Annotated in this window: 25 protein-coding genes; 5 read left to right on the top strand and 20 right to left on the bottom strand. The window is 60.4% G+C overall.

All coding sequences use genetic code 11. From position 1 onward, the window contains the following. Positions 1–21 precede the first annotated feature (21 nt). Positions 22–2790: an XrtA/PEP-CTERM system TPR-repeat protein PrsT gene (gene prsT, locus B1781_RS16685; protein WP_078120743.1), complete on the bottom strand. Its 2769-nt coding sequence runs from the start codon at positions 2788–2790 to the stop codon at positions 22–24. A gap of 102 nt (positions 2791–2892) precedes the next feature. On the opposite strand from prsT, the gene B1781_RS16690 reads away from it, so the two are divergent. Next, complete coding sequence (locus B1781_RS16690) at positions 2893–3753, top strand: ThiF family adenylyltransferase (protein ID WP_078120744.1); 861 nt, start codon at positions 2893–2895, stop codon at positions 3751–3753. A 133-nt stretch (positions 3754–3886) separates the two neighbouring features. On the opposite strand, the gene B1781_RS16695 is transcribed toward B1781_RS16690, so the two are convergent. Beyond that, on the bottom strand, positions 3887–4762 hold the full coding sequence (locus tag B1781_RS16695) for a PEP-CTERM sorting domain-containing protein (RefSeq protein WP_164513434.1): 876 nt from the start codon (positions 4760–4762) through the stop codon (positions 3887–3889). A gap of 487 nt (positions 4763–5249) precedes the next feature. Here B1781_RS16695 and B1781_RS16700 point away from each other — a divergent pair, with 487 nt between their 5' ends. Next, positions 5250–6026, top strand: a complete 777-nt coding sequence (locus B1781_RS16700) for a hypothetical protein (protein WP_078120746.1) — start codon at positions 5250–5252, stop codon at positions 6024–6026. Between the two features lie 40 nt (positions 6027–6066). On the opposite strand, the gene B1781_RS16705 is transcribed toward B1781_RS16700, so the two are convergent. From B1781_RS16705 to B1781_RS16745, 9 genes are all read right to left on the bottom strand, one after another. Next, on the bottom strand, positions 6067–6297 hold the full coding sequence (locus tag B1781_RS16705) for a BolA family protein (protein ID WP_078120747.1): 231 nt from the start codon (positions 6295–6297) through the stop codon (positions 6067–6069). A gap of 56 nt (positions 6298–6353) precedes the next feature. Next, positions 6354–7934, bottom strand: coding sequence for a peptide chain release factor 3 (locus tag B1781_RS16710; RefSeq protein ID WP_078120748.1), 1581 nt, complete (start codon positions 7932–7934; stop codon positions 6354–6356). Positions 7935–8029: 95 nt separating this feature from the next. Beyond that, positions 8030–8497 carry a ribosomal protein S18-alanine N-acetyltransferase gene (rimI, locus tag B1781_RS16715; RefSeq protein WP_078120749.1) on the bottom strand — a complete coding sequence of 156 codons (468 nt, stop codon included), beginning with the start codon at positions 8495–8497 and terminating at the stop codon, positions 8030–8032. Between the two features lie 68 nt (positions 8498–8565). Continuing rightward, entirely contained in the window at positions 8566–9411 is an 846-nt protein-coding gene (locus B1781_RS16720; protein ID WP_408646375.1) for a uracil-DNA glycosylase, read from the bottom strand. Continuing rightward, positions 9408–10955, bottom strand: coding sequence for a 2-isopropylmalate synthase (locus tag B1781_RS16725; RefSeq protein WP_078120751.1), 1548 nt, complete (start codon positions 10953–10955; stop codon positions 9408–9410). The genes B1781_RS16720 and B1781_RS16725 overlap by 4 nt, the downstream gene beginning before the upstream one ends. A gap of 175 nt (positions 10956–11130) precedes the next feature. Next, a complete protein-coding gene (gene pssA / locus B1781_RS16730) occupies positions 11131–11904 on the bottom strand; it encodes a CDP-diacylglycerol--serine O-phosphatidyltransferase (protein ID WP_078120752.1) in 774 nt (257 codons plus the stop codon). Between the two features lie 88 nt (positions 11905–11992). Next, positions 11993–13003, bottom strand: a complete 1011-nt coding sequence (gene ilvC / locus B1781_RS16735) for a ketol-acid reductoisomerase (RefSeq protein WP_078122108.1) — start codon at positions 13001–13003, stop codon at positions 11993–11995. A gap of 108 nt (positions 13004–13111) precedes the next feature. After that, the gene (gene ilvN / locus B1781_RS16740; protein ID WP_078120753.1) at positions 13112–13603 is read right to left on the bottom strand and encodes an acetolactate synthase small subunit; all 492 of its coding nucleotides are present in this window, start codon (positions 13601–13603) and stop codon (positions 13112–13114) included. Continuing rightward, entirely contained in the window at positions 13603–15336 is a 1734-nt protein-coding gene (locus tag B1781_RS16745; RefSeq protein ID WP_078122109.1) for an acetolactate synthase 3 large subunit, read from the bottom strand. The genes ilvN and B1781_RS16745 overlap by 1 nt, the downstream gene beginning before the upstream one ends. 152 nt (positions 15337–15488) lie before the next feature. On the opposite strand from B1781_RS16745, the gene B1781_RS16750 reads away from it, so the two are divergent. Next, positions 15489–15947, top strand: a complete 459-nt coding sequence (locus B1781_RS16750; protein WP_078120754.1) for a DUF4124 domain-containing protein — start codon at positions 15489–15491, stop codon at positions 15945–15947. A gap of 12 nt (positions 15948–15959) precedes the next feature. Here the strand turns inward: B1781_RS16750 and rmuC are convergent, their stop codons facing one another. After that, entirely contained in the window at positions 15960–17489 is a 1530-nt protein-coding gene (rmuC, locus tag B1781_RS16755; protein ID WP_078120755.1) for a DNA recombination protein RmuC, read from the bottom strand. A gap of 74 nt (positions 17490–17563) precedes the next feature. On the opposite strand from rmuC, the gene mtaB reads away from it, so the two are divergent. Continuing rightward, a complete protein-coding gene (gene mtaB, locus B1781_RS16760; protein WP_078120756.1) occupies positions 17564–18850 on the top strand; it encodes a tRNA (N(6)-L-threonylcarbamoyladenosine(37)-C(2))-methylthiotransferase MtaB in 1287 nt (428 codons plus the stop codon). A gap of 13 nt (positions 18851–18863) precedes the next feature. Here the strand turns inward: mtaB and xthA are convergent, their stop codons facing one another. Continuing rightward, positions 18864–19676 (bottom strand): exodeoxyribonuclease III, encoded by an 813-nt coding sequence (xthA, locus tag B1781_RS16765; RefSeq protein WP_078120757.1) that lies wholly within the window; start codon positions 19674–19676, stop codon positions 18864–18866. Next, entirely contained in the window at positions 19673–19978 is a 306-nt protein-coding gene (locus B1781_RS16770; RefSeq protein ID WP_078120758.1) for a hypothetical protein, read from the bottom strand. Before B1781_RS16770 ends, xthA begins: the two co-directional genes overlap by 4 nt. Before the next feature lie 82 nt (positions 19979–20060). Here B1781_RS16770 and B1781_RS16775 point away from each other — a divergent pair, with 82 nt between their 5' ends. Beyond that, positions 20061–20378 carry a hypothetical protein gene (locus B1781_RS16775; protein WP_078120759.1) on the top strand — a complete coding sequence of 106 codons (318 nt, stop codon included), beginning with the start codon at positions 20061–20063 and terminating at the stop codon, positions 20376–20378. A 72-nt stretch (positions 20379–20450) separates the two neighbouring features. On the opposite strand, the gene phoU is transcribed toward B1781_RS16775, so the two are convergent. From phoU to B1781_RS16805, 6 genes are all read right to left on the bottom strand, one after another. After that, the gene (gene phoU / locus B1781_RS16780) at positions 20451–21173 is read right to left on the bottom strand and encodes a phosphate signaling complex protein PhoU (RefSeq protein ID WP_164513435.1); all 723 of its coding nucleotides are present in this window, start codon (positions 21171–21173) and stop codon (positions 20451–20453) included. Positions 21174–21196: 23 nt separating this feature from the next. Beyond that, positions 21197–22072, bottom strand: a complete 876-nt coding sequence (gene pstB, locus B1781_RS16785; RefSeq protein ID WP_078122110.1) for a phosphate ABC transporter ATP-binding protein PstB — start codon at positions 22070–22072, stop codon at positions 21197–21199. A gap of 26 nt (positions 22073–22098) precedes the next feature. Then, positions 22099–23397 (bottom strand): phosphate ABC transporter permease PstA, encoded by a 1299-nt coding sequence (gene pstA / locus B1781_RS16790; protein ID WP_078120761.1) that lies wholly within the window; start codon positions 23395–23397, stop codon positions 22099–22101. A 7-nt stretch (positions 23398–23404) separates the two neighbouring features. After that, positions 23405–24793, bottom strand: coding sequence for a phosphate ABC transporter permease subunit PstC (gene pstC, locus B1781_RS16795; RefSeq protein ID WP_078120762.1), 1389 nt, complete (start codon positions 24791–24793; stop codon positions 23405–23407). A gap of 99 nt (positions 24794–24892) precedes the next feature. Further along, positions 24893–25963 carry a PstS family phosphate ABC transporter substrate-binding protein gene (locus B1781_RS16800; RefSeq protein ID WP_078120763.1) on the bottom strand — a complete coding sequence of 357 codons (1071 nt, stop codon included), beginning with the start codon at positions 25961–25963 and terminating at the stop codon, positions 24893–24895. Positions 25964–26315: 352 nt separating this feature from the next. Continuing rightward, positions 26316–26663, bottom strand: a complete 348-nt coding sequence (locus B1781_RS16805; RefSeq protein WP_125932142.1) for a hypothetical protein — start codon at positions 26661–26663, stop codon at positions 26316–26318. Positions 26664–26709 lie beyond the last annotated feature (46 nt).

The following is a 26709-nucleotide window of genomic DNA, read 5'->3' on the forward strand; positions in this document are numbered from 1 at the left end:
CCGTAACCGTTTACTCGATCGTCAGTTCGACGCCTGTTCGATCTGCTGCTGCAAAGTACTCGCTTCGGCCCTGAGCGAGTCAGCGAGGTTGCGCTGCCGCAACACGCCGTCGACGTCCGAACGGGCACCCGGAACATCGCCATACTGAAAGCGTATCTGTGCGCGGTGCAGGCGATAGGTGGGATCGTCCGGCGCCCGGTCGACCGCCCTGGCGATCATGCGCAGGGCGTTCTGGCGATCATCGTTCTGGGCGTAGGCCAAGGCCAAGGTATCCATAACCGGGGCTGACTCCGGCTCGAGTTCGTAGGCCTTCTTCGCATATCCCAGTGCCTCTGTCGGCGACTGGTCGGTCAGTATCCATGCCAGGTTGTTGAGCGCGAACAGGTTGGCTTCGTCAACCTCCAGCACCTTGCGCAGATGGGCGACAGCCTGCTGGATCTCGTTCTTCTGCAGCAGAAGGTTGGCCAGTTCGACGCGCAGTTTGACGTCGCTCGGATGGCCATCGAGCCAAGACACAAGCACCTGCTTGGCCGATTCGGCGTCTCCGGCACGCAGATAAGATCGGTTCAACAAAGCCGCGTGATAGGCAATGGGATTCTGATCGAACATCTGCTTTGCGTAGCTGACTTCAGCTTCAACATCCTTGCTACGTCTTGCTATGGCATAACGGGTCGCCAGCACCAGTGGCGACGATTGATCGAGATTTTCGCGGGTAGCCAGCAGACGCTCGGCACCCACGGTATCGCCGGATAGAACCAACAGCCTGGCTTTGGCCAGAAAAGCCTGATCATCATCCGGCTGCAGGCGCATCATGGCGTCCAGTACCCGACGTAACCCGGCCTGATCTTGCTGGGCATCGTATATGAGGGCCAACATGCGGTAGAGATCGATGTCTTCGGGCGACTTTGCAGCGACAGCCTCAAAATCCGTTTGCGCTTCGTCAAAGCGCTGGAGGCGATAGTTGACCTCACCGCGCATGCGCACCAGTTCGACATGGGCGTCCATCGCCGGGTCGGAAAGCAATTCCAGTGCTTTTTGGTTTTCACCCCGCAACATATAGATGCGCGCTAGATTAGCCCTGGGCAGGGGTGCACTGGGATTGTCTTCCACAGCTTTGCGCAAAGTCGATTCAACCTCGGCATCATTGCCGTTCTTGGCCGCAACCTGAGCACGGACCAGCAACAAGTCAACGTCTCCCGGATGGGCTTCGAGTCCTTGTTTGGCGTACGCCAGCGCGCCGCCATAGTCTTCATCCTGCAAGGCGATTGTCGCCAGCATCTGCAGCGCTTTGAGGTTGGCCGGATCCTTCTGCAAGACCTCCTTGTAGCCTGCGACAGCCTGCGCCTGGTCGCCGGTCGCATAGTGCGTGGCAGCCATCAGGTTCATAGCCGCATGATCGTTTGGCTTTTGCGCCAGATAGCGTTCGGCGATTGCCAACGCCTCGTTGCCCGTTTTTTGTTCGATGTAGGCCGAGATCAATGCGGTAGCCGTGACTTCGTCCTGAGGCGCCAGGTCGGCTGCCTTCTTCATCAAGGACAGACCGGTTTCTGCATCGCCGGCGGACATCATGCCGATGCCGGCACGCAATTGCGCTTCGGGCGACTTTTCTTCCGATTGTGCAATCTCCAGCAGCAGTCTCGCCGCTTCCTCGGAACGGCCTCTCAGCACCAATGCGCTCGCCAGAAGGTTCTTTGCCTCCAGGTCTTTCGGACGAGCGGCGACGATGGGACGGACGAGACTTTCGACTTCGCGCGCTTTCTTGTCGCGCAGATACCAATACGCCAGTAGTTTGCGGGCAGGTGCAAAACCCGGCTGCATATGGACGACTTGCTCGAGATTGCGTTGCGCCTGGTTGGCGTGATCCATCCGCGTCTCGACAACGCCCAACAGGAAGACCGACTGGAGATGGTTGGGCGACAGTTCAACGGCCCGTTCGAGATGCTCACCGGCCTGCTCGAGCTGACCCTGTTGAAACGCCACCAGGCCCGACAAGTAAAAGCCCGGCTGGTACTTGGGAGAGGTCTTGATCAACACGTCGGCGTCCTGACCTGCCTCTTCCAATTTGCTCTGCGCCAAGCGCGCGAAGGCCCGTTTGACGAGTTCGTTGCGTGGGTTTACCTGATTCGCGAGCGCCTTTGAATACGCTGCCTCAGCTTCGGCGAATTTATGGTTGCGGCCCAACAAATCACCCAGCAGCACCCACGCAGGGACATAATCCGGAGACTGCTTGGTGATCTCGTCGACGATCGCCATCGCCTGATCGCGCTGGTTCTCGGCCGTCAGAATCTTTGCCTGTGCAAAACGTACGTCGGGCAGCTCCGGCGCATTGGCAACAGCCTTGGCATACGATTGCTTGGCCTCTTCAAGCTGATTGTTTTCCAGGTACGCCAGCGCCTGCAGGGCCGCAATCTCGGCGGTCGCCTTCGGCGGCATGCCGGGCGCGACCTCGGTAGTGACGATCTCGTCGTACTTTTCTTGCGCCAGCAGCGCGCGCATCAAGGCGGGCATGACGCTTTCATCCCCTACGCCAAGAGTGCCGGCATGACGGAATTCTTTTTCAGCGGACGGGCCATCACCTATGATCAGGTAGACCTCGCCGAGCAACCAGCGGGCGCGTGCGTTGTTACCGTCTTCGCTCAACGCTGCTTTGAGGTCGATCACAGCCTTGCGATAGTCTTTGTTCAGATATGCCGTTTCTGCCCGAGTAACCAACATGTCGGGCGTGACGCGATCGCAACCGGCCAACAAACCACTAACCATTACTAAAAGCAGCACAACGTATCGTGACATTTTTCAATCCGTTTCGATTCCGAACGTTGGAGTTTAACCCCAAACGCCGGGACACGTCCTAGAATGAACAACGAGCACAACAGGCCATCCAGGGAGAGCCCAATGCCCAACTTTGACTACGATGTGGCGTTCTCACGCAACATCGGCTGGGTCACCCGTGAAGAACAGGCACGCTTGAAGACCATGCGTGTCGCTGTCGGTGGCATGGGAGGTGTCGGCGGAAGCCACCTCGTGACACTGGCCCGCATGGGCATCGGCAACTTCAACATTTCGGATCTCGACGAATTCGAGTTGGCGAACTTCAACCGCCAGCACGGCGCGTCGATGTCGACGCTCGGGCAGCCGAAAGTCACGACGATGGGGGACGTCATTCGCGATATCAATCCCGATGGCGATATCCGGATATTCGATCAAGGTGTCTCGGACGAGAATCTGGATGACTTTCTCGCCGACTGCGATCTCTATATGGATAGCCTGGATATCTTCGCCCTCGATATCCGGCGCAAGGTCTTCCAGGCGTGCTACGACAAGGGCATTCCGACCATCACCGCTGCCCCGATGGGTATGGGTACCGCATTTCTGATCTTTCTGCCCGGCAAAATGAGTTTCGAGCAGTACTTCAAGCTGGACGGTTTTGAGTTCGAAGACCAGATCATCAAGTTCGTTATCGGGGTATCACCGTCGGTACAGCAGCGCCACTACCTGGTCGACCGCTCGTCGGTCAATTTCCTGAAAAAGAAGGTACCTTCGACTGCCATGGGCATCGAGATCGCTGCCGGCGTGGCGTGCAGCAACGCCGTCAAACTGCTGTTGAATCGTGGCCCGATCATTCACGCCCCCTGGGGGCTGCATTTCGATGCCTACCGCAACCGCATGATCAAGACCTGGCGACCTTTCGGCAATAACGGGCCCATGCAGCGGTTTATGTTCTGGTACGTGAAACGTCTATTGAAGAACAACTGAGGAGATATCCGCCGAGCCGCTGTTGCAACTCGCGTTGTGCGCAGCGGCATTTGCAGCGTGCTCTTCGCACAATAAAAAACGGGCGCTCTAGGAGCGCCCGTTGGACGAAAGTTATTTGCCGCGACAGCGGAAATTATGCTTTCTTTTTGCGACGAGCCAGACCGCCGAGCATTGCAGCGCCGCCAAGCAGCAGCACAGTGCTGGGCTCCGGAACCGCGAAGGTAGCACTACCGTCGTGGTTCGAGGTCAGGGTGAACACGTTCGGGCTGTTCGCATCGTCCGGCGTGAAGTCCGACACGAAGATGTTGGTGTCGAAGCTCGCGAAGAAATCGATCGCCAACGCTTCGCCTGCACCTTCACCACAGTTGGTCCAGATGGCGAAGAAGCTGTCATCGCCATTGCAGCTTGCGTGCGCAGAGTGGAACAGGTCGTTGTAAAGACCATCGGTGTTGGTGAAGTCAACCGTACCTTCGAGGATGGTGCTGACGCCGGTAGCGCCACCGCCGGCAACGGCGATATCCATGAAGTTAACCAGCGGGCCACCGTCGAAAGTTACGAACATTTCGATCAAACCCGGGCCGTAGGTGAACAGCGGAACGCCGCTTCCGGAAACACCGGTGACAACGCCGGCCAAACCGGTGATCGAGAAGCTAATCGAGTAGCCTGCACCGAGGTTGTTCAGACCATTGTTGCTTTCGCCGAAAGCGGTTTGGTTCGGAGTGAAGCCCGTCACCAGGTTGTTGGCGATACCGCCAACGGCCAAACCACCATCGGTGATAATCGTGTCGCCTGCGCCGATAACATCGTCGTCGTTGGCGTCGATGATCGTGGTCGAAGACTGGTACGTGAACAGAAGTTCGTCTTTAACAGAAGTACAGGTATCGCAGACTTTGTCTCCAGCCGGAGCGCTGATACCGTCGTAATTCGTGCCGACATCCAGGTAGAAGGGAGCAGCGTAGCTGCTTCCGCTAATTGCCAGAACTGCCGCCGCAAGAACTGATCGTTTCATTTTAATCTCCATAAATCTTTAGTAGATCGTCCAAAAAGGTGCCTACCATCTTGGCTCGCGTATAACAAAGCAGCCATCGTGCCAGGTTTGTTAAGTTATTGTTTTATTGGCCATTTAGTATCGCTTCACTGCCCTGCTCGAGGCCCGGAATGCCCTGGCTGTAAACAATGCTGACAGTGATCGAGCGACGCGAACCTGGGTGCTGCAACGCGCCTTTGCAATGTCGGTCGAGGCACGTAAGGCCTGATGCAATAGGATACGCCTTTCATCGGGCCGCGACCAAGCTATGGGCACGACCGCCGAGCCCCCGAAGCAAGGGCTGGCAGGTGGACCAACACCCTGTTTCAACTACCTTATTCATGAATTCAGCCCAGCCTGACCCTGGCGCTGAGGAATCTGCCTGCCGTGCGTCACGTCTAAATTTGGCTCTGATAGGCTATCGTTGCTGTCAACGACATTCCGATAACCCACCAACGGGAACTCTGCCGTGAGGCTTTTTGAATTTGGCGATCTCGACTGGGTACCCGAGTGGTATCACGTCAACCTACGTAAATACCTGATTTTCTTTTATAAAGCCTTCGGGTACTTCAAGCTTTGGATCCCCTCCACCGTCGATTTCATCGACAAGAGCAACAGCGATACCTTTATCGAACTGGGTTCCGGCGGCGGAGAGCCGCTGGCGCTCGTGGTTTCGGAGATTCCCGACGACAAGGTGTCGGGCAAACGATTTATTCTGAGCGATATCAATCCAGTAGCAGAGTTTGTCGATCGCATAAACGGTGACGCGGCATCACCTTTTGAGTATCACCCGACGCCGGTGGATGCCACCGCGATCCCGGCCGAACTGGCGCATCCGCGGATTTTCATCAACTCCTTCCACCACTTCACGCCCGAGCAGGTCGCTAAGGTCGTGGAATCGAGCATCGCGCAAAACCAGCCCATGCTGGTGCTCGAATACGTGCGCAATACACCTCTGGGCTTCCTGTCGATGCTGACCGGCCCGCTCGTGCTGATCCTTACAGTCCCCTTTGTTGTCAGCCGCAAGGATTTGCTGCCGCTGCTGGTATTCACCTATCTGCTGCCGATCTTTCCGTTGATGTTCTTCTGGGATGGGATCGTGTCTTGCGCGCGGATGTACAGCCCGCAGGCGCTGCAAAAGATCGTTGCGGCATCCGGCACTCAAGCCGACGTGAGTGGATACGTAAAACGCAATCTGCTCTACCCGGCCGGTGTCACGGCGGTGCACATCTGGCCGAAAGGCTGATATTGCCGCGGTTTTCGGCCTCGGTTCGCCCAGGTAGCGGTCAGCCGGCCTGCTCCGGCGTCTTCGCGGTAATGCTCAGGGCATGCAACTCGTCGCTGGCGATCTGCTCACTGACTGTCGCCATGACCATCCGGTGACGCTGAATCAACGACTTACCTTCGAAGTCGCTGCTGATCACCGTGGCCTCGAAATGCCGGCCATCACCGTTCACCTCCACCTGGGCACCGGGCATGCCGGCCTCGATCAGCGCCTTGACGCGTTCGGTCTCCATAAAATCTCCTAACAATCAATCAGTTAACCGCAAAAAGCGATAGGCGTTTAGTTTTTTTACAGTTCCCGCGTTGCCAGAAACTGCACATCCGGCCAGCGTTCCATCGTCAGATTGAGATTGACGCGGGTCGGCGCCAGGTAGACAAGCTGGCCGTCGCCGTCTTCGGCGAGGTTTTCGTAGGCTTTTTCGCGAAACCGCTTAAGCTCCTTGTCATCTTTGCAGACAACCCAGCGCGCCGCCTGCACCCCGACGGGCTCGACCACGGCATCCACGCCGTATTCCCCCTTCAGGCGATGCGCGGCAACGTCGAACTGGAGGATGCCGACGGCACCCAGAATCAGGTCGTTGTTGCGCAACGGGCGGAATGCCTGGGTAGCACCTTCCTCACTGAGCTGAAGCACCCCTTTCTGCAACTGCTTCATCTTCATCGGGTCCTTCAATACGACCCGGCGGAACAGCTCCGGCGCGAAGTAAGGGATACCGGTGTACTTCAGGTCTTCGCCCTCGGTAAAGGTATCGCCGATCTGGATCGTACCGTGGTTGTGCAGACCGATGATGTCACCCGGCCAGGCCTCCTCGACATGCGCGCGCTCATCGGCCTGGAAGGTGATCGCGTTGGACACCTGCACCGTCTTGCCGATGCGCACGTGCTGCATCTTCATGCCTTTCTTATAGCTACCGGAGCAGACCCGCAGGAAAGCCACGCGGTCGCGATGCGCCGGGTCCATGTTCGCCTGGATCTTGAACACGAATCCGCTGAACTTGCCTTCGCCCGGCTCGACGACACGCTGCTCGGCCTGGCGCGCGCGGGGCGGCGGGGCATATTCGGCGAAGGCATCGAGCAGTTCCTCAACACCGAAGTTGTTGATTGCCGAACCGAAGAACACCGGTGTCTGCTCGCCACGCAGGTAGGCATCGAGGTCGAGTTCGTGGCTCGCGCCGCGCACCAGTTCGACCTCTTCGCGCAATTCGTCGGCCATATCGCCGAGCAGTTCATCCAGCCGCGGGTTGTCGAGTCCCTTTACTTTCTCGCCCACGGCGATGCGGCCACCGTGATGCGGATCGTAGAAATGCACGGTTTCGTCGCGCAGATCGATCACGCCCTTCAGACGCTTGCCCATACCGATCGGCCAGGTGATCGGCGCGCACTGGATCTTCAGCACCTCTTCGACCTCGTCGAGCAGTTCGATCGGATCGCGACCTTCACGGTCGAGCTTGTTGATGAAGGTCAGAATCGGCGTATCGCGCAGCCGGCAGACCTCCATCAGCTTGATCGTGCGGTCCTCGACGCCCTTGGCGACGTCGATCACCATCAGCGCCGAATCCACCGCCGTCAGCGTGCGGTAGGTGTCTTCAGAGAAGTCTTCGTGCCCAGGCGTATCGAGAAGGTTGACGACGGTATTCTTGTACGGGAACTGCATGACCGAAGAGGTCACCGAGATACCGCGTTGCTTCTCCATCTCCATCCAGTCGGACGTGGCGTGACGTGCCGCCTTGCGGCCTTTGACGGTGCCGGCCAGCTGGATCGCGCCGCCGAACAACAACAGCTTTTCGGTCAGCGTGGTTTTACCCGCGTCGGGGTGCGAAATGATCGCGAAGGTGCGCCGTTTTGCGCGCTCTTTGTCGAGGTCGGCCATCGAAGTCTGCAGCTGCGAAAACCCGGCATTATACGCCGTGCGCCGGCCGGCAAAGAACCCTGCTCAACCTTTGGTAATCGGCGCAAACCGCGGATTCAAAGAATCGCCTTGGCGTAGACGATGGCATCCTCGCGACCGCGAATCGCCGGATAGTAATCGCGACGTCGGCCGATCTCGCCAAACCCTTCGGACTCATACAGCCCGCGGGCACCGAGATTGGTATCGCGCACCTCGAGGAACATGGTGTCGGCGTCGCGCTCGCGGGCGATACGGAACATCCGTCGCAACAGGCGCCGTCCGACACCGCGTCCCTGCCACTGTGGATCGACGCAGATATTGAGCAAATGGGCCTCGCCGATTGCCACCGACATCACTGCATGCCCGACCAGCTCGTTGCCGACCTCGCACACCCAGCAGCTGTAACCGACGCGCAGGCAGTCGCGCATGATGCCGACCGACCAGGGGTGCGTATAGGCATTGTGTTCGACGACCAGCACCGCATCGAGGTCTTCCGCACCCATGGGGCGGATCAGCGGTATGGGATCGTTCAGAACGGCGCTCATGGCAGACGAAAGGCAGCAAAAAGGTGTTGGCGATTATAGACAGCCGGCCGCAGCAGACCGCCGCCGGCTTACTGTGCGGTATGGAGTAGCCGATAGACGGCTTGCAGGTCCTGCCAGGCCTTGGCCTTCTCCTGCGGTCGACGCAGCAGATAGGCCGGGTGGTAACTGACGATCAGCGGGATGTCGCCGGGATCGAAACGGTGGGTGCGCCCGCGCAGCCGGCCGACGGACTCTTCGGTTCCCAGCAGGTTGTGCGCCGAGACGCGCCCGATCGACAGGATCAGGCGCGGCTGGATCAACGCGATCTGGCGATGCAGAAAAGCCTGGCAGGCCGCCGCTTCTTCCGTATGAGGATCGCGGTTCCCCGGTGGGCGGCACTTGATGATGTTGGCGATATATACCTGCTCACGTTGCAGGCCGATCGCCGCCAGCATCGCATTCAACAGCTGGCCGGCACGACCGACAAACGGTTCGCCCTGGCGGTCCTCATCCGCCCCCGGCGCCTCGCCGATGATCAGCAGACTGGCGTTTCGATCGCCGACACCGAACACGGTCTGGGTGCGCGTCGCGTGCAGTTCGCATGCCTTGCAAGACGCGACCGCCTGTTCGAGGGCCGGCCAGTCCAACTGATCGGTGCGCAGGATCTTGCCCGGGGCGCCCAACGGCAAGGCATCGTCAGCTACGGCAACCGGCTCGACCGCCGTCGGGGAAGACGCCGCTTGCTCGACGCTATCGGTTTCGCGGACATCCTGTCGTGGTTCGAATGCAATTGGCGGCTCGGCCACCTTGGGCGGGGGTTCGGATCGCGGTACCGTGGCTTCGATTGCCGGTTGCGCCGCGGCCTCGCCGTTGCGACACCACAGCTCGATGCCCATCGCCTGCAGACAAACGCGCCGGCGCGCATCCAGCATCAGACGTCGCCTACCTGCGGGTGTGCGCGTTCGGCGGGGGCAAGCAGTTTGTTGCAGCCATTGATGTAGGCCTTGGCCGATGCGATCACGATATCGGTATCCGCACCCTGCCCGTTCACCAGGCGGCCGCCTTTTTCCAGGCGCACGGTCACCTCACCCTGGCTGTCGGTGCCGCTGGTGATGTTATTGACTGAATACAGTTTCAGATCGGCGCCCGACTCGACCAGGGCCTCGATCGCCCGATAGGCGGCATCGACCGGCCCGCTGCCTTCGGCCGACACCGACCGCTCTTGGCCGTCGATACTCAGCGTGACATCGGCGTTCGGAACCTCGCCGGTTTCCGAGACCACGCGCAATGCCACCAGGCGGATGCGTTCGTTCTCCGCCTCGATGCCCTTCTCGGTCACCAAGGCCTGCAGATCGTCGTCGAACACCTCGTGCTTCTTATCGGCGAGATCTTTGAACCGCGCGAATGCAGCGTTGAGCTCGGCCTCGCTGCCCAGGTCGATACCCAGTTCTTCGAGACGGCTGCGAAACGCATTGCGACCCGAATGCTTGCCCAGCACCATGCGGTTCTGCGTCCAGCCGACATCCTCGGCACGCATGATCTCGTAGGTCTCGCGGTGTTTGAGCACGCCATCCTGATGGATGCCCGATTCATGGGCGAAGGCATTGGCACCGACGATCGCTTTGTTCGGCTGCACCGGGAAGCCGGTGATATTCGACACCAGCTTGGAGCAGTTGACGATCTGCGTGGTGTCGAGCGTGGTGTCGCAGGGGAACTTGTCCTGACGTGTGCGTACCGCCATGACGATCTCTTCGAGCGCGGCGTTGCCGGCACGCTCGCCCAACCCGTTGATCGTACATTCGACCTGACGCGCACCGTTCATGACAGCCGACAGCGAGTTGGCGACGGCCAATCCCAGATCGTTGTGACAGTGCACGGAGAAGATCGCCTTGTCGGCATTCGGGATGCGCTCGAGCAGATGGCGCATGGTGTCGCCGAACTGGCTCGGCAGGTTGTAGCCAACCGTATCCGGCACGTTAATCGTAGTTGCACCGGCATCGATGACCGCCTCGAAGATGCGGCACAGAAAATCCAATTCGGAGCGGCCGGCATCTTCGGCCGAAAACTCGACGTCGTCGGTGAATTTGCGTGCACGTTTGACCGCCCACACCGCCTGCTCGACGACCTGATCCGGCGACATCCGCAGCTTGCGCTCCATATGCACCGGCGATGTCGCGATAAACGTATGGATGCGCGCCGCGTTGGCTTCCTTCAGCGCCTCGCCGGCACGATCGATATCGGCCTCGAGTGCACGCGCCAGACCGCAGACACGCGACTCCTTGATCGTGTCGGCCACCGCCTTGACCGCCTCGAAATCGCCAACACTGGCGATCGGGAAACCCGCTTCGATCACGTCGACGCGCATCTTCTCGAGCGCACGTGCGATGCGGACCTTCTCGTCCTTGGTCATCGATGCGCCCGGGCTCTGCTCACCGTCGCGCAAGGTGGTATCGAAGATTATCAGTCTGTCCTGGCTCATCTGTGCTCCGGCCGGGATCACTCCCAGCGCCTATCGATCGTTGCCATCAACGAGAAAAAGGATTGATTCCAAAAACACCCATGACCAGTTGTATCTGCAAGGCGTCAAGGAATGCGCCCCACATAAACAGTGGTCGACGCCCGACTTTAGTGCAGCGCCCGAAGGCTGCCAACTCTCACTTTGCCCGGCGTTTCCTGGCGAGTCGCCGCAACGCCAGCAACGGCCCGGAAAGGGTGTACAGCAGGAATACCGCGAACAGCACGATCGGCGGATCCCACAGGATCACGGCGAAGCCCAGCATGACTGCGACGATCGAAATAAACGGCACCTTGCCCTTGAAATCGATCTGCTTGAAGCTGTGGAACAGGATGTTGCTGACCATCAGCAGACCGGCACCGCCGGTCAGGAACACGGCAACCCACGCCAACGGCTCGCTCGGCAGATCGTTATCCACCCCGACCCAGACGGCACCGGCGAGAATCGCCGCGGCCGACGGACTCGGCAGACCGGTGAAAAAGCGTTTGTCTGCAGTATCCAGTTGTGAGTTGAAGCGCGCCAGACGCAGTGCAGCGCCGGCGGTGTAGATGAAGGCCGCCAGCCACCCCAGCTTGCCGAGGTTCGATAACGTCCATTCGTACATCACCAGCGACGGCGCAAGGCCGAAGGCCACCATATCCGACAGGCTGTCGTATTCAGCACCGAAGGCCGATTGGGTATTGGTCAGACGTGCCACCCGGCCGTCCAGGCCATCGAGCACCATGGCGACGAAGATCGCGATCGCGGCCTTCTCGAATTGGTCATTCATCGCCGCCAGCACGCCGAAAAACCCGGCAAACAGCGCGGCCGTGGTGAACAGATTGGGCAACAGGTAGATGCCACGCGCGCGCTTCGGGCGCCCGTGCTCGATATCTGCCACTTTGGTGGGTTCTGCGGAGGGTTCAGGTTCCATGGGACGAGTATAAAGCAATCCCATGTGGACGTTTGCAGGGAGGACTGCGGGCGGCCACGGTGGGCCGCCCGACTTCAATCACGATCGATCAGTTCTTCGACTTGTCGACCAGCTTCTGAATCCACGGCATCATGCCGCGCAGACGCTCACCGACCACTTCGATGTCGTGCGCCGCGTTGTTGCGACGCTGTGCGGTCATCTCCGGATAGCCCGACTGACCTTCGAGGATGAATTTCTTCGCATACACGCCGGTCTGGATGTCTTTCAATGCTTCGCGCATCGCCCAGCGGCTCTCCTCGTTGATCACCTTCGGGCCGGTGACGTACTCGCCGTACTCGGCGTTGTTCGAGATCGAGTAGTTCATATTGGCGATGCCGCCTTCGTACATCAGGTCGACGATCAGCTTGAGTTCGTGCAGACACTCGAAATACGCCATCTCCGGTGCGTAACCTGCCTCGACCAGGGTCTCGAAACCGGCTTTGACCAGCTCGACCGCACCACCGCACAGCACCGCCTGCTCACCGAACAGGTCGGTTTCGGTCTCGTCTTTGAACGAGGTCTCGATGATGCCGGTGCGACCACCGCCGATGGCCGAGGCATACGACAGCGCGATGTCCTTGGCGCGACCCGATGCATCCTGAGCGATAGCGACCAGGTCGGGGATACCGCCGCCACGGGTGAACTCGTTACGCACGGTATGACCCGGCGCCTTCGGCGCGATCATGACCACATCGAGGTCGGCACGCGGCACGATCTGGTTGTAGTGGATGGCAAAGCCGTGGGCGAAAGCCAGCACCGCGCCCTGCTTCAGATTCGGCTCGATCTCGGCCTTGTACAGCTGCGACTGGAACTCGTCGGGCGTCAGCACCATGACCAGATCCGACTCGGCGACCGCGTCCGGCACGCTCTTGACCGCGAGACCCGAGGCCTCGGCCTTCTGTGCCGACGCCGAACCGGGACGCAACGCAACACGTACGTCGACACCGGAATCCTTGAGGTTGTTCGCGTGCGCGTGACCCTGCGAACCGTAACCGATTACTGCCACCTTCATACCCTGGATGATGGAGAGGTCGCAGTCTTTGTCGTAGTAGATGTTGATCGCCATGGCGAGATTCCTTAACAGATGAATTTATACAGTAAAGACGCAACGGCACGGGGCGGCTTGCTCACCGATCCGTGCCGCATGGAGCGCTGCCTCGACAAGCGCTCAGAGTGACAAACGTTTACCGCCCCGCGCGATGCCGAGCGGGCCGGAACGGACAGTCTCGATGATCAGCTCGGGATCGAGGGTGCGGATGAACGCATCCAACTTGGCCCCGTCGCCGGTCATCTCGATGGTGTAAGAGACATCGGTGACATCGATGATGTTGCCGCGGAAGATGTCCGACAGACGCTTGAGTTCGTCGCGCATCCCCTGGTCGGCACGCACCTTGATCATCATCAGCTCGCGCTCGATGTGTGCACCTTCCGACAGATCGACCAGCTTGACCACGTCGACCAGCTTGTTCAGCTGCTTGGTGATCTGCTCGATGATTGCTTCGTCACCCGAGGTGACCAGCGTCATGCGCGACAGGGTCGGGTCTTCGGTCGGCGCGACCGTCAGCGATTCGATGTTGTAGCCGCGCGCACTGAACAGGCCGGCAACGCGCGACAGGGCACCCGCCTCGTTTTCCATCAGGACAGAGATGATATGACGCATCAGGCAAGCTCCCGGTCAGACGACAGATGGGGAGAGAGGTGCATCTCGTGATGCCCCTTGCCAGCTTCGATCATCGGGTAAACGTTCTCTGACGGGTCGACGATGATGTCCATGAACACGCAGCGATCTTTCATCGCGAACGCTTCCTGGTAGGCCGCTTCCAGATCGGCCGGGCTCTCGACGCGCATACCGACGTGACCGAAGCTCTCGGCCAGCATCTTGAAGTTCGGCAAGGCGTCGACGTACGAATGCGAATAACGGCCATCGTAGAAGAACTCCTGCCACTGGCGCACCATGCCCATGTAGCCGTTGTTCAGCAGCACGATCTTGATCGGCAGGCCGTATTGCTTGCACGTCGCCAGTTCCTGGATACACATCTGGATGCTGGCCTCGCCGGTCACACAGGCGACCGTCGCATCCGGGAACGCCTGCTGCACACCCATCGCCGCCGGCAGGCCGAAGCCCATCGTGCCCAGGCCACCGGAGTTGATCCAGCGACGCGGCTTGTCGAACGGGTAGAACTGCGCGGCGAACATCTGGTGCTGGCCGACGTCGGAGGTCAGGTAAAAGTCGCTGTCTTTGGTGACTTTGTACATCGCCTCGACGGCATACTGCGGCTTGATCGCATCCGGACCCTGCTCGTAGCTCAGGCACTTCACGCCACGCCAGCCTTCGATGCGCTCCCACCAAGACTTGAGCTTGTCGGCATCGGGCTTGCGCGGATGTTCTTTGAACACGCGCAGCATGTCTTTGAGCACGCTGTTGACCTGGCCGACGATCGGCACATCGACGCGCACGGTTTTCGAGATCGACGCCGGATCGACATCGATATGGATGATGCGTGCGTTCGGGCAGAAATGCGCGATCTTGCCGGTGACACGGTCGTCGAAACGCGCGCCGATGGCGATCAACACATCGGTTTCGTGCATCGCCATATTGGCTTCGTAGGTGCCGTGCATGCCGAGCATGCCGATGAACTGGCGATCGGTCGACGGATAGGCACCCAGGCCCATCAGCGTCTCGGTGATCGGGAAGCCGGTCATACGCACAAGCTCGGTCAGCTGCTCGGACGCCTCACCCAGCACCACGCCGCCGCCGGTGTAGATCACCGGGCGCTCGGCATCGAGCATCATCTCGACCGCCTTGCGGATCTGGCCGAGGTGGCCTTTATCGACCGGGTTGTACGAGCGCATCTCGACCTTCTCAGGGTAGAAGTACGGGATGCGGATGTTCGGATCGGTCACGTCCTTCGGGATATCGACGACCACTGGACCGGGACGCCCCGAGGCGGCGATGTAGAACGCCTTCTTGATCGTGTCGGCGAGGTCTTCGACGCGCTTGACCAGGAAGTTGTGTTTTACGCACGGACGCGTGATGCCGACCGTGTCGACTTCCTGGAAGGCGTCGGAGCCGATCACCGGGGTGGGCACCTGACCCGTCAGGATGACCATGGGGATCGAGTCCATGTAAGCGGTGGCGATGCCGGTGACGGCGTTGGTCGCGCCCGGGCCGGATGTAACCAGTACGACGCCGACTTTGCCGGTGGCACGCGCATAGCCGTCGGCGGCATGCGTAGCGGCCTGTTCGTGGCGCACCAGGATATGACGTACCGCGTCCTGGTTGAATATCGCGTCGTAGATATGCAGCACAGCGCCGCCCGGGTAACCCCAAACGTACTCCACGCCCTCGTCTTTCAGTGCCTGAACGACGATCTCGGCACCACTGAGTTCCACCTTGATGACCTCCAAAACCTGGAATAATCTCTCCGCGAGGTCGCGAAGAGTGCCACAAATAGCTAGGCTTATAGGAACCGGCCAAACTACTAATATTGGCCTGAGAGGTCAATACCGTACCTATTGAATTTTCAACCGATCAAGGACATTGCATGCCCCTTAACCGTGTTCTGGCCCTGTTGGCCCTGTTGGCTTTCACTCTCCCTGCCGTCGCCGCCAATGGCACCTACGTTTATACCGACAAAGACGGCAACAAGGTTTATTCCCAATTCCCGCCGCCCGCCGGCACCGAGAGCCGCACGGTAAAGCCGCCGCCCCCGCCCGCCGAGACGCCGGAAGAGGCACGCCAACGTCTGCTCGATCGCCAGCAGTTGCTCGAAGACGCGCGCGAAGACCGCCAGCTCGCCGCCGACAAGCAGGCCGAGCAGGATCAGGAAACGGAACGTGCGGCGAAGAACTGCGAGGCGGCACGCCAGAATCTGGAGAACCTGAGCGGCAATGCGCGCCGGCTGTTCCGCAACAGCGACGGCAGCTACAGCCGGCTGACCGATGAGGAACGCCAGAAGCAGCGCGCCGAGGCAGAAAAGATCATCGCCGAGGACTGCAAATAGTCCAAACCCGCCCTACTGACCGTGCGGTGGCAGGACGCCGCCGCCGGACTCGGACGACAGCGCCGGGGACTCGTCGTCGCCCTCCTCTTCCGGCTCGGGCAATTGCACCTGGTCGATATCCTGAAAGCGTGAGCTGATCTTCTTCGCCGACGTGTTCACCTGTTTCACGTCGTCGTGCGCCTGGCGGATGTGGGTCGCCAGCTTGTCCATACGCAGCTGGAAGCGACCGAAGTCTTCCGACAGCTTGCGCAGATGATCCTGAATGATATGCACCTGCTTGCGCGTGGCCTCGTCCTTGAGCACCGCGCGGGCCGTGGTCAACACCGCCATCAACGTGGTCGGTGACACCAGCCACACGCGCGCCCGCTGCGCCTCCTCGACCAGATCGGGGAAATGCGCATGGATCTCGGCAAAGATCGCCTCGGCCGGCAGGAACATCACCGCGCCGTCGGCCGTCTCACCGCCGATCAGGTACTTCTCCGAGATATCCTTGATGTGCTTGCGGATGTCCTGCCTGAACTGACGCGACGCGCGGGCACGGTCGGTCTCAGGCAGGTCGTTGTCCATCATCGTCTGGAAGCTTTCGAGCGGAAACTTGGCATCGATCGGCACATTGCCCGTCGGCTCCGGCAGGGTCAGCAGACAATCGACCCGCGTGCCGTTGCTCAGCGTGGCCTGGAAGGTGAAGCTGCCCTCGGGCATCACGTTGCGCACCAGCGCGGCCAGCTGCACCTCACCGAACGCGCCGCGCGAGCGCTTGTCGGTCAGCACCTCCTGCAGACTCACGACGTTGGTCGACAGCTCGGTAATCCGCTTTTGCGCCTCGTCGATGCGTGTCAGGTGTTCGAGCACCTTGGTGAATGTCTCGGTGGTCTTCTCGAAACCCTCGGTCAGGCGCTTCTCGACCTGTCCACTGATCTCCTTGAGCCGGCCGTCGGTGGTCTGGGTCAGCCCTTCGACACGCTTGCCCAATTCGTCGGACGACAGGCGGAACGCATCGCTGACCTGCTTGGCCATCGCCGTCATACCCGAGGTCAGCGACTCCTGCTGACTCTTCAGCGCCTCGCGCTGGTGCTGCTCGGCGACCTCACGGTGCCGGGTCAGCGCAGCCTCCAGTGCACTGCGCAGCTCGGCCGACTCGCGCTGCTGGGCCAGGCGACCATCCGCCAGGCTGTCGCCGATTGCCTTGCGTTGCGCCTCGAAACGCTCGATCAACTCCGTCTTCAGGTTGCCGGCATCCTGCAGCATCTGCCGCTGCAGGCCGCTCATGCGCTGGTCGAGCAGGTCCTGCAGGCGCATCAGCCCGGCGTTGAGCGATTCCTGTACCTGCTGCCGGCTGTGGGCGACGTCTTCACCGATCTCCTCGCGCAGCTCCCGCAGCAAGGCGCGCTGGTCGCTGAGCTCGTCGCGCTGACGGCGGCGCAGGCCATACAGCGCGAGCAGCGTCCACAACAGCAGCACACCCCCGAGCAGCAGCCCGGCAAGCACCATCAAGGGTACATAGGGGGTGACGAGATTCAGCAGATTTTCAATGGCTTGCATGGGTTGGGCGAGATCTGTCAATGCCGGTAGAATGCGCGGCCTGTCCTCGAACAGCAAGCTAACACAGATCCACCATGCGCGTTTTCCTGCAAGCTCTCGGTTGTCGCCTGAACGAGGCCGAGCTCGAGACCTGGTCGCGCGATTGCCGCGAGCGCGGCTATGTGCTGGCCGACAGTGCCGAGCAGGCAGACATGGTCGTGATCAACACCTGCGCGGTGACCGGCGAATCGGTGCGCAAATCGCGCCAGCTGATTCGCCGAGCCCATCGCAGCAATCCCACCGCCAAGTTGGTCGTCAGCGGCTGCTACACCTCGCTGTCGCCGAACGACAACGGCGCCGAACTCGGCATCGACCTGGTCGTGCCCAATCCGGATAAGGACCGCCTGATCGCCATCGCCGCCGAGCGCCTGAACCTGCCGGCGATGCCGGAAGCGGCGACCGAGCCCGGCGAAAACGCCCTGCTCGGACGCGGCCGGCACCGCGCCTTCATCAAGGTGCAGGACGGCTGCCGTTATCGCTGCGCCTTCTGCATCGTGACCAAGGCGCGCGGTGACGAGCGCAGTCGGGCGATCGCCGACGTGGTCGATGAAGTCAATGTGCTGCACGCCAGCGGCGTCCAAGAGGTCGTGCTGGCCGGCGTACACCTTGGTGGCTACGGTAGCGATCTCGGCTGCGATCTCAAGACACTGGTCGAGGCGGTGCTGCGCGAAACCGACATACCGCGGGTACGGCTTGGCTCACTCGAACCCTGGGAGCTGTCCGACGGGTTCTGGTCGCTGTTCGACAACCCGCGCCTGATGCCGCACCTGCATCTGCCGATCCAGAGCGGCGCCGACAGCGTGCTGCGGCGCATGTCGCGACGCTGCCGCACCACCGAGTTTCGCGAGTTGGTACAGCAGGCGCGCGCGGCCGTGCACGGTTTCAACATCACCACCGATGTGATTGTCGGTTTTCCCGGCGAGACCGAAGAGGAATGGCAGCAGACGCTGACCTTCGCCGACGAGCTGGCGTTCGGCCACATCCACATCTTTGCCTATTCGCCACGCGCCGGCACCAAGGCTGCGACGATGCCCGACCCGGTGTCACGCGAGATCAAGCGCGAACGCAGCCAGGTGCTGCATGCCTTGGCCGAGCAAGGCCGCCAACGCCGACTTGCCGAGGCCGTCGGCCAATCGGTCGAGGTTTTGATTGAAGGTCGGCGCGATGAAGAGGGCATAACACGCTGGTCGGGCTACACGCCCAATTTCCTGCGCGTTGAGGTAACAGCGGAGACAACCGCCGACCTGGAGAACCGGATCGTTCGCGTGCAGCTGACGAACGTTGCCGACGAGGGCGACCGCCTGATCGGCACCCTCGCCTAGCCTGAATGTCGCATCAGTCCAGATCGACCCAGATCGGGCAATGGTCCGATGGCTTTTCCATCGCGCGGATGTCGTACGCAATGCCGGCGTCTTTGACGCGCGACTGCACGCTCGGCGTGGCCAGCATCAGGTCGATGCGCAGACCGCGCTTGGGCTCGCGCTCGAAGCCGCGACTACGGTAGTCGAACCAACTGAAGCGGTCATCGACTTCCGGGAAGCGCACACGGAAGGTATCGCTCAGCCCCCAGTCCTGCAGCTTGGCCAGCCACTCGCGCTCTTCCGGCAGAAAGCTGCACTTACCATCGCGCAGCCAACGCTTTGCATTGTCCGGGCCGATGCCGATGTCGTTGTCGACCGGTGCCACATTCATATCGCCGACCACCATCAGATCCTGATCGGGTGAATACTGCTCGTTCAACAGCGTAAGCAGGTCCGCGTAGAACTGCTGTTTGTGCGGAAACTTGACCGGATGGCTGCGGCTCTCGCCTTGCGGAAAGTAACCGTTGAGCACCGTCAACTGGCGCCCGCCGGTATCGTAGGTGCCGCCGATCAGGCGGCGCTGCGCGACGTCATCATCGTTCGGCAGACCGTACGCCACCGACACCGGTGGCTGCTTCGACAACAGGGCGACGCCGTAGTGACTCTTCTGACCATAAAAGGCCACGTGGTAACCCAGCTCCTCGATCATGTCGCGCGGAAAATCGGGATCCTGCACCTTGGTTTCCTGCAGGCCGATGATGTCCGGATCGTAGATCTCCTTGAGCGCCTGCAGTTGATGCGGGCGCGCACGCACGCCGTTGATGTTGAACGATACAACTCGGGTCATGATGGTTGATTTCCTGTAATTTCGTAGGTCTCCCGACTGCCGACCTGTTCGCCATGCCGGTAGGCCTTGCCCCACGGCATCGTCTCATGGGCCTGTATGGCATCGACATCGTCGGGGGTGCGTGTGCCGAGCCGGCCGGCGACGCCGATGGCGACGAGCGCGGTCAGCATGCCGTTCGCGTATCCGCGGTTGTACCATGCCTGCTGATCGCCCGGCTGATCGAGAAAATCCGCGCTTTCATCGCGCAGTCGGTCGATCAGCTCGACAAGCTGACTAAGCAGATCATCTGCCAACTCGGCCATAGTAGAATGCACACTCTGTCGGATGGCGCACGAGACTAACAGTTGCGCGCCGTCCATCCAAACCTGTGCTTGAACCGTATCAATGAAACTGAACCTGACGAACATCGGCGCGATGCGCCTGGTCCTGCTGACGCTGGTCGTGCTGAGCCTGCCCCTGGTGGTGTTTGCCGACATGGAGCCGGAAGGCATTGGCGTGCTCACCGCCTATATCGTGCCCGCGCTGGTCGTGCTGTTTTTCTTTGTGCTGATGCTCGATGCCCTGATGAACCGGGTGTTCATGATCGAGCAACCGCCCGAGATCCAACAGGTGAAACGCCAACGCATGTGGCTCGACCTGGCCGCGGCCGGCGGCATAGTCGTCGTCTGGGGCACCTATTTCCGTACCCTCATGCAGCTCTAGCGAACGCGAGAATCTATCTCCGCCTTAGCATTCTGCGCGACGGGTCCTAGCCCGGGGCGAAAGGCGGTTTGCTCAGATATCGGCGGCCAGGCTGGCGACATGCACATGGCGCACGTCTTTGCCAGTTACTGAAAAGATCAGGTTGCGCGCGATGCTGCCGGCATGGTCGCCGATGCGCTCCAGCGCCTTGATGCCCAACGTTGCGTCGATCACCCAACGGATGTTGCGCGGGTCTTCCATCAGGTAGGTCGCCAAACGGCGGATCGAGCCCTTGAACAGTTCTTCGAGGTCTTTGGTGTCGAACGCCACCTCGGCGGCGATGCGCACGTTTTCGTCAGCCAGCGCCTGCAGACTGTTGTTCAGCAAGACCACAGCGGGCTTGGCCATGCGGCCGACGTCTTCGAAGATCGCGCACTCACGCACGTGCGGTTGGTACTCGTACAGGCCCTCGGCGATGTCGGCCATACGCACCGCTTCACCGCCGATGCGCTCCAGGTCGTAAACGGCACGCGACAGAGTCAGCACGAAACGCAGATCGCTGGCGACCGGCTGGTGGATGGCGAACAACTTGGTATTGGCTTCGAGCGCCTGGATATCGAGGTCGCGCACCAGACGATGATCGTGGATCACCTTGCGCGCCTTGCCGACATCGCAGGCGCCCAACGCTTCGCTGGCGAGAACGACCTGGTTGCGAACCTTGGTGCCCATATCCAGCACCAGGCCGCGAAAATATCCCAGATCGCCGTCGAATCGCGACAGGATGTGCGGGTTGGCGGGTTTGACGCGATCCTGCACCTTGTTTGCTTCGGCTGATCGGCTCAGCCGAAACGTCCCGTGATGTAGTCTTCGGTCAGTTTGTGCCGCGGGTTGGTGAAGATATCCGTGGTTTCACCGACTTCGACCAGATTCCCCAGGTGGAAATAGGCTGTGCGCTGCGAGACGCGCGCCGCCTGCTGCATCGAGTGCGTAACGATGGCGATCGTGTAGTTCTCACGCAGTTCGTCAATCAACTCCTCGACCTTGGCGGTGGCGATCGGGTCCAGCGCCGAGCAAGGTTCATCCATCAGGATGACCTCCGGCTCGACGGCGATGGTACGGGCAATACACAGGCGTTGCTGCTGACCGCCCGACAGACCGGTGCCGGGCTGATCGAGACGATCTTTGACCTCTTCCCACAGGCCGGCCTTCATCAGGCTGGTCTCGACGATCTCGTCGAGTTCAGCGCGACTGGAAGCCAGACCGTGAATGCGCGGACCGTAGGCGATGTTGTCGTAGATCGACTTCGGAAACGGGTTCGGTTTCTGGAACACCATGCCGACCTGAGCACGCAGCGGCACAACGTCGAGTTTGCGATCGTAGATGTCCTGCTGATCGAGCTTGATCTCGCCGGTTACCCGGCAGATGTCGATCGTGTCGTTCATACGGTTAAGACAACGCAGGAAGGTCGACTTACCGCAGCCCGACGGACCGATCATCGCGATGACCTGGTTGTTGCCGATATCCAGGCTGACGTTCTTGATCGCGTGCTTGTCACCGTAATAAACGTTGACATCGGTACATGTCATCCGCGGGTCTTTGACGCGAACGTTTCCAACCGTGACGAAATCGCTATCGAGTGGACGCGAACTCGCCTTTCCGGCGGTTGCGACTTCTTTTGCACCGACTTGGGTGGCTACAGATTCGGCGGTGGTCATTTCTTTTTCCTCATCACTCACGGATATCACCACCGACGTTCAAAGCGTCGGCGCATGATAACCGCAAAAGTATTCATGGCAATCAGGAACGACAGCAACACGATGATCGCGGCTGAGGTACGCTCAACAAAGGCGCGCTCGGGGCTGTCGGCCCACAGGTACACCTGCACGGGCAGCACCGAGGAAGGGTCCAGCGGGCCACCGGGAATATCCACAATAAAGGCGACCATGCCGATCATCAGCAGCGGCGCGGTTTCACCCAGCGCCTGAGCCATGCCGATGATCGTACCGGTCAACATACCGGGCATCGCCAGCGGCACGACGTGATGAAACACCGTCTGCATCTTCGACGCCCCGACACCGAGTGCGGCCTCGCGGATCGACGGCGGCACCGACTTCAATGCGGCACGCGACGCGATGATGATGGTAGGTAGCGTCATCAAGGTGAGCACCAACCCACCGACCAACGGGGCCGAACGCGGCAGGCCGAACAGGTTGATGAACATCGCCAGGCCGAGCAGACCGAACACGATGGACGGCACGGCAGCAAGGTTGTTGATGTTGACCTCGATGAGATCGGTCCAGCGGTTTTTCGGGGCGAACTCTTCGAGGTAGACGGCAGCCGCGACACCGATCGGGAACGACAGCGCCAGGGTGACCAACAAGGTATAGAACGAACCGGCCACCGCCCCGCCGATACCGGCCAGTTCCGGCTCACGCGAGTCGCCGTTGGTGAAGAAGCGTGTGTTGAACTTCTTGACGACAATCCCCTGCTGCTCGAGCTTGTCGATCCACGCAATCATCTGGTCATTCACCCGGCGGTCTTCCGGCGGCGCATTGCGGTCGATATGGCCTTTGACCAGCATATCGACGTCGTCGTCGGCGATCAGCGCGATCGTCTGCCGGGTGCCGATCAGGTCGGGATTGGCCTTGACCATGTTGAGCAGCTGATAAGGCGCACCGGAACTCAAGATGCTATTCAAGGCGCGCTTGTCCCTGCGCCCGCTCACATCGGGAAACAGCTCCTTAAGCGGCTGACGCGCGATCTTGCGGTAGTCCGCGCGTGCGATTACCTGCGGATCGCGTGTGCCCTCGGGATCGATGACCTCGGGATCGAAATACACCTCGAGTTCGAGATGCGTCTGAACGAACGCGGTGTAGCCCTTGCCGACGATGTCGATGAACAGCACCGATACGAAAAACAGGCCCAGCAGCACGGCACCGAGGCCGAGCACCTTGAAACGCTTTTCCCTCGCGTAGCGCTTTTTCAGCGACGCGTTGACTTTATCGATGGCACGGGCGCGTGATGTTTGTTGATCGTTCATTGTTGGATCACTCGTACTGCTCGCGATACTTGCGCACGATGTGCAAGGCGATGATGTTCAACCCCAGTGTCACGACGAACAGCAGCAGACCGAGCGCGAAGGCGGCCAGCGTTTTGGCGCTGTCGAACTCCTGGTCGCCGACCAACAGCGTAACGATCTGCACGGTTACCGTGGTCACGCTGTCGAGCGGGTTGGCGGTCAGGTTCGCGCTCAAGCCGGCGGCCATGACCACGATCATGGTCTCGCCGATGGCACGCGACGCGGCCAGCAGGATGCCGCCCATGATGCCCGGCAAGGCCGCGGGCAGGATCACCTGGCGAATGGTTTCTGAACGGGTCGCGCCGAGCGCGTACGCGGCATCGCGCAACGACTGCGGCACGGCATTGATCACGTCGTCCGACAGCGATGACACGAACGGAATGATCATGACACCCATGACAAGACCGGCGGCCAACGCACTCTCCGACGAGACCGTCAGCCCCATCGCCTCACCGACCTGGCGGATACCCGGGGCCAGCGTCAGGGCCGCGAAAAAGCCGTAGACGACGGTCGGTACACCGGCCAGCACTTCGAGCACCGGCTTGGCGTAGGAACGCAGCTTGGGGCCGGCATAGTCGGCCAGATAGATCGCCGACATCAGACCGATCGGCACCGCCACCAGCAATGCGATGAACGAGATCAACAAGGTGCCGGTGAACAACGGAATCGCACCGAATGCGCCGCTCGCGCCGACCTGATCGGAACGCAGCGCCACCTGCGGACTCCATTCCAAGCCGAACAGGAACTCGGTGATCGGCACCTTCTGAAAGAAGCGGAACGATTCGAACAACACCGACAACACGATGCCGACGGTGGTGAAGATCGCGATCATCGAGCACAGGATCAGCAGACCGCTGACGATGGTCTCGACACGGTTGCGCGCGCGCATCTTCGGCCCGATGGTGCGCCAGGCCAAAGATCCAAGCCCCAACGCAATGCTCAATGCAACGACCGCGAGCGCCGTACGACCGATGCCACGCAGTTCGTTCATATGATCGGCGGCCTGCTGCATCGGCTGGTCGACCGTACCGGACACGATGTTGCCATTGGCCAGGTTGGTGATGTCGTTGACCAGCAGGCCCAACTGCGCCGGTGGCAGATTGCGCATGTCGGCCGGCAATGCCTCAATGACCATCGAGGTGATCACCGAGTCTTCGAAAAACAGCCACATCGCTGCGATGAACAAGGCAGGAATGCCCGCCCACAACGCTGTGTAGAAACCGTAATAAGCGGGCAAGGAATGCAGGTTGCGGATACCGGTGGCACCACCCGCGGTGGCCAGCGAACGACGGCGCCCGAAATGATAGGCAAATGCCATCACCGCGAGTATCACCAGGATCAGTATCGGACCTTGCATTGTTCTTGTTACCGCAGATCTACTTCGTTTGGAGACAGTGACGGCAGCCCGATGGGGCTGCCGTCAACCATGCGTCAAACTGTCAAACAGACAGCTCGATCAGAGCGCTTCCATCGGGTTCAGCGACTCAGAGTCCTTGCGGAACTGATCGCGCTCGGCTTCCGGCATCGGGATCAGGCCTTTCTCTGAGAGGTAGCCTTCTTCACCGTAGGCCTTGTCCGAGGTGAACTCGGCCAAGTATTCCTGGATACCCGGAACGGCACCAACATGCGCCTTCTTCACGTAGAAGTACAGCGGACGCGAAACCGGATAATCGCCTTCAGCGATGGCGTCGAAGGTCGGCTGCTTGCCGTCGACAACAGCACCTTTGATCTTGTCGGCGTTCTGGTCGAGGAACGAGAAACCGAAGATACCCAGCGCCTGCGGGTTGGCTTCGAGCTTCTGCACGATCAGGTTGTCGTTCTCGCCGGCTTCGATGAAGGCGCCGTCTTCACGGATCGCATGGGCGACCGCCTGGAAGACCTTCTTGCCTTTCTTATCGAAGGCGCTCTCGGGGATGCCGAGCTTGGCCATCAGTTCCTTGATTTCAGCTTCGTCCTTGGAGCCGCGCAACTTGGCGAGGTCGTCGTACTTCTTGGCACCGGCTTCCATCGCCAGTTCAACGAAGGCATCGCGGGTACCCGACGTCGGCGGTGGGCCGAGCACTTCGATCTTGGTTGCCGGCAACGAGGCATTGACGTCTTTCCAGGTCTTGTTCGGGTTGGCGATCAGCTTGCCGTCAGGGCCCGGGATCATCTTGGCCAGTGCCAGGAAGATGTCTTGACGCGACAGTTCCAGGGTCGGCGCAGCCTTCGACTGGCCGAGGACAATGCCGTCGTAACCGACCTTCACTTCAATGATGTCTTTCACGCCGTTCTTCGCGCACAGTTCCTGCTCGGATTTCTTGATGCGACGCGAGGCGTTGGTGATGTCGGGATGCTCTACACCGACACCGGCGCAGAACAGCTTTAAACCACCGCCGGAACCGGTGGACTCGACTTTCGGGGTCTTGAACTTGGTGGTCTTACCGAACTGCTCAGCAACCACGGTAGAGAACGGGTAGACGGTCGAAGAGCCGACAATGCTGATGTAGTCACGTGCGGCCGCAGCGTGTGCGGCGCCGGTTACCATCGCAGCCGAAATAGCAGCGATTGCCAAAGTCTTTTTAAACACAGAAGCCTCCAGGGCGGTCTCGGTTCAGTTCACGGCCACGTCTGGGTGTGGCTGCGTAATCAATACGGCGAATTTCATCGTTTGCTGAAATTCGGCCGGAATTGTGAATCCGGAATGTGACAGTTTCGTGTCACAAATTGGTGCGTTCAGTGAATAATTTTCAGAAGATTCTTTCGCTCGATTTCATAAGTCGCTGAGTCACCCCGGTTTTCGTCCAGTAGCGACGAATTGAAGGGTTTTGCGGCTGTCATAATCGAGGAAGGCCGTTCGTCTACGAAACGACGAACATCGCGGCGTCGCTACCGCTTGCTCAGAGACCGGCTGCCGTCGCGTCCAGCACCTCGTTGGGATCAGCGCCGGCGGCAATCGCCTGTGCGGCCACGTCACCGTCGCAACCGAGGGCGCGCTGTTGCTCGGCACGTCGCGACAAGGCCGCCAGCGCGTTGGCGACAATCGCTCCCGCCTCTGACTTGTCGCGCGATTCGATGTGCTTGTAGGTGACGCTTTCGATGCACTGCCCGCTGTCAGCGGCGACGAGGAACTCCTCCACCGTGGTCGCGCAAGCGGCGTGAGAAATCACGCTGCCGACCGTAATAGCCGCCAACAGGTGCTTACGCGTTGCACGAGGACGCAACGCCGATCGGACTACCTTCGTCAATGCAGTGATCACCGGCAAAACAGGAACGCGCCCAAACCATTAAGTT

It is taken from the genome of Thiosocius teredinicola (assembly GCF_002009425.1).
Lineage (GTDB): Bacteria > Pseudomonadota > Gammaproteobacteria > Chromatiales > Chromatiaceae > Thiosocius > Thiosocius teredinicola.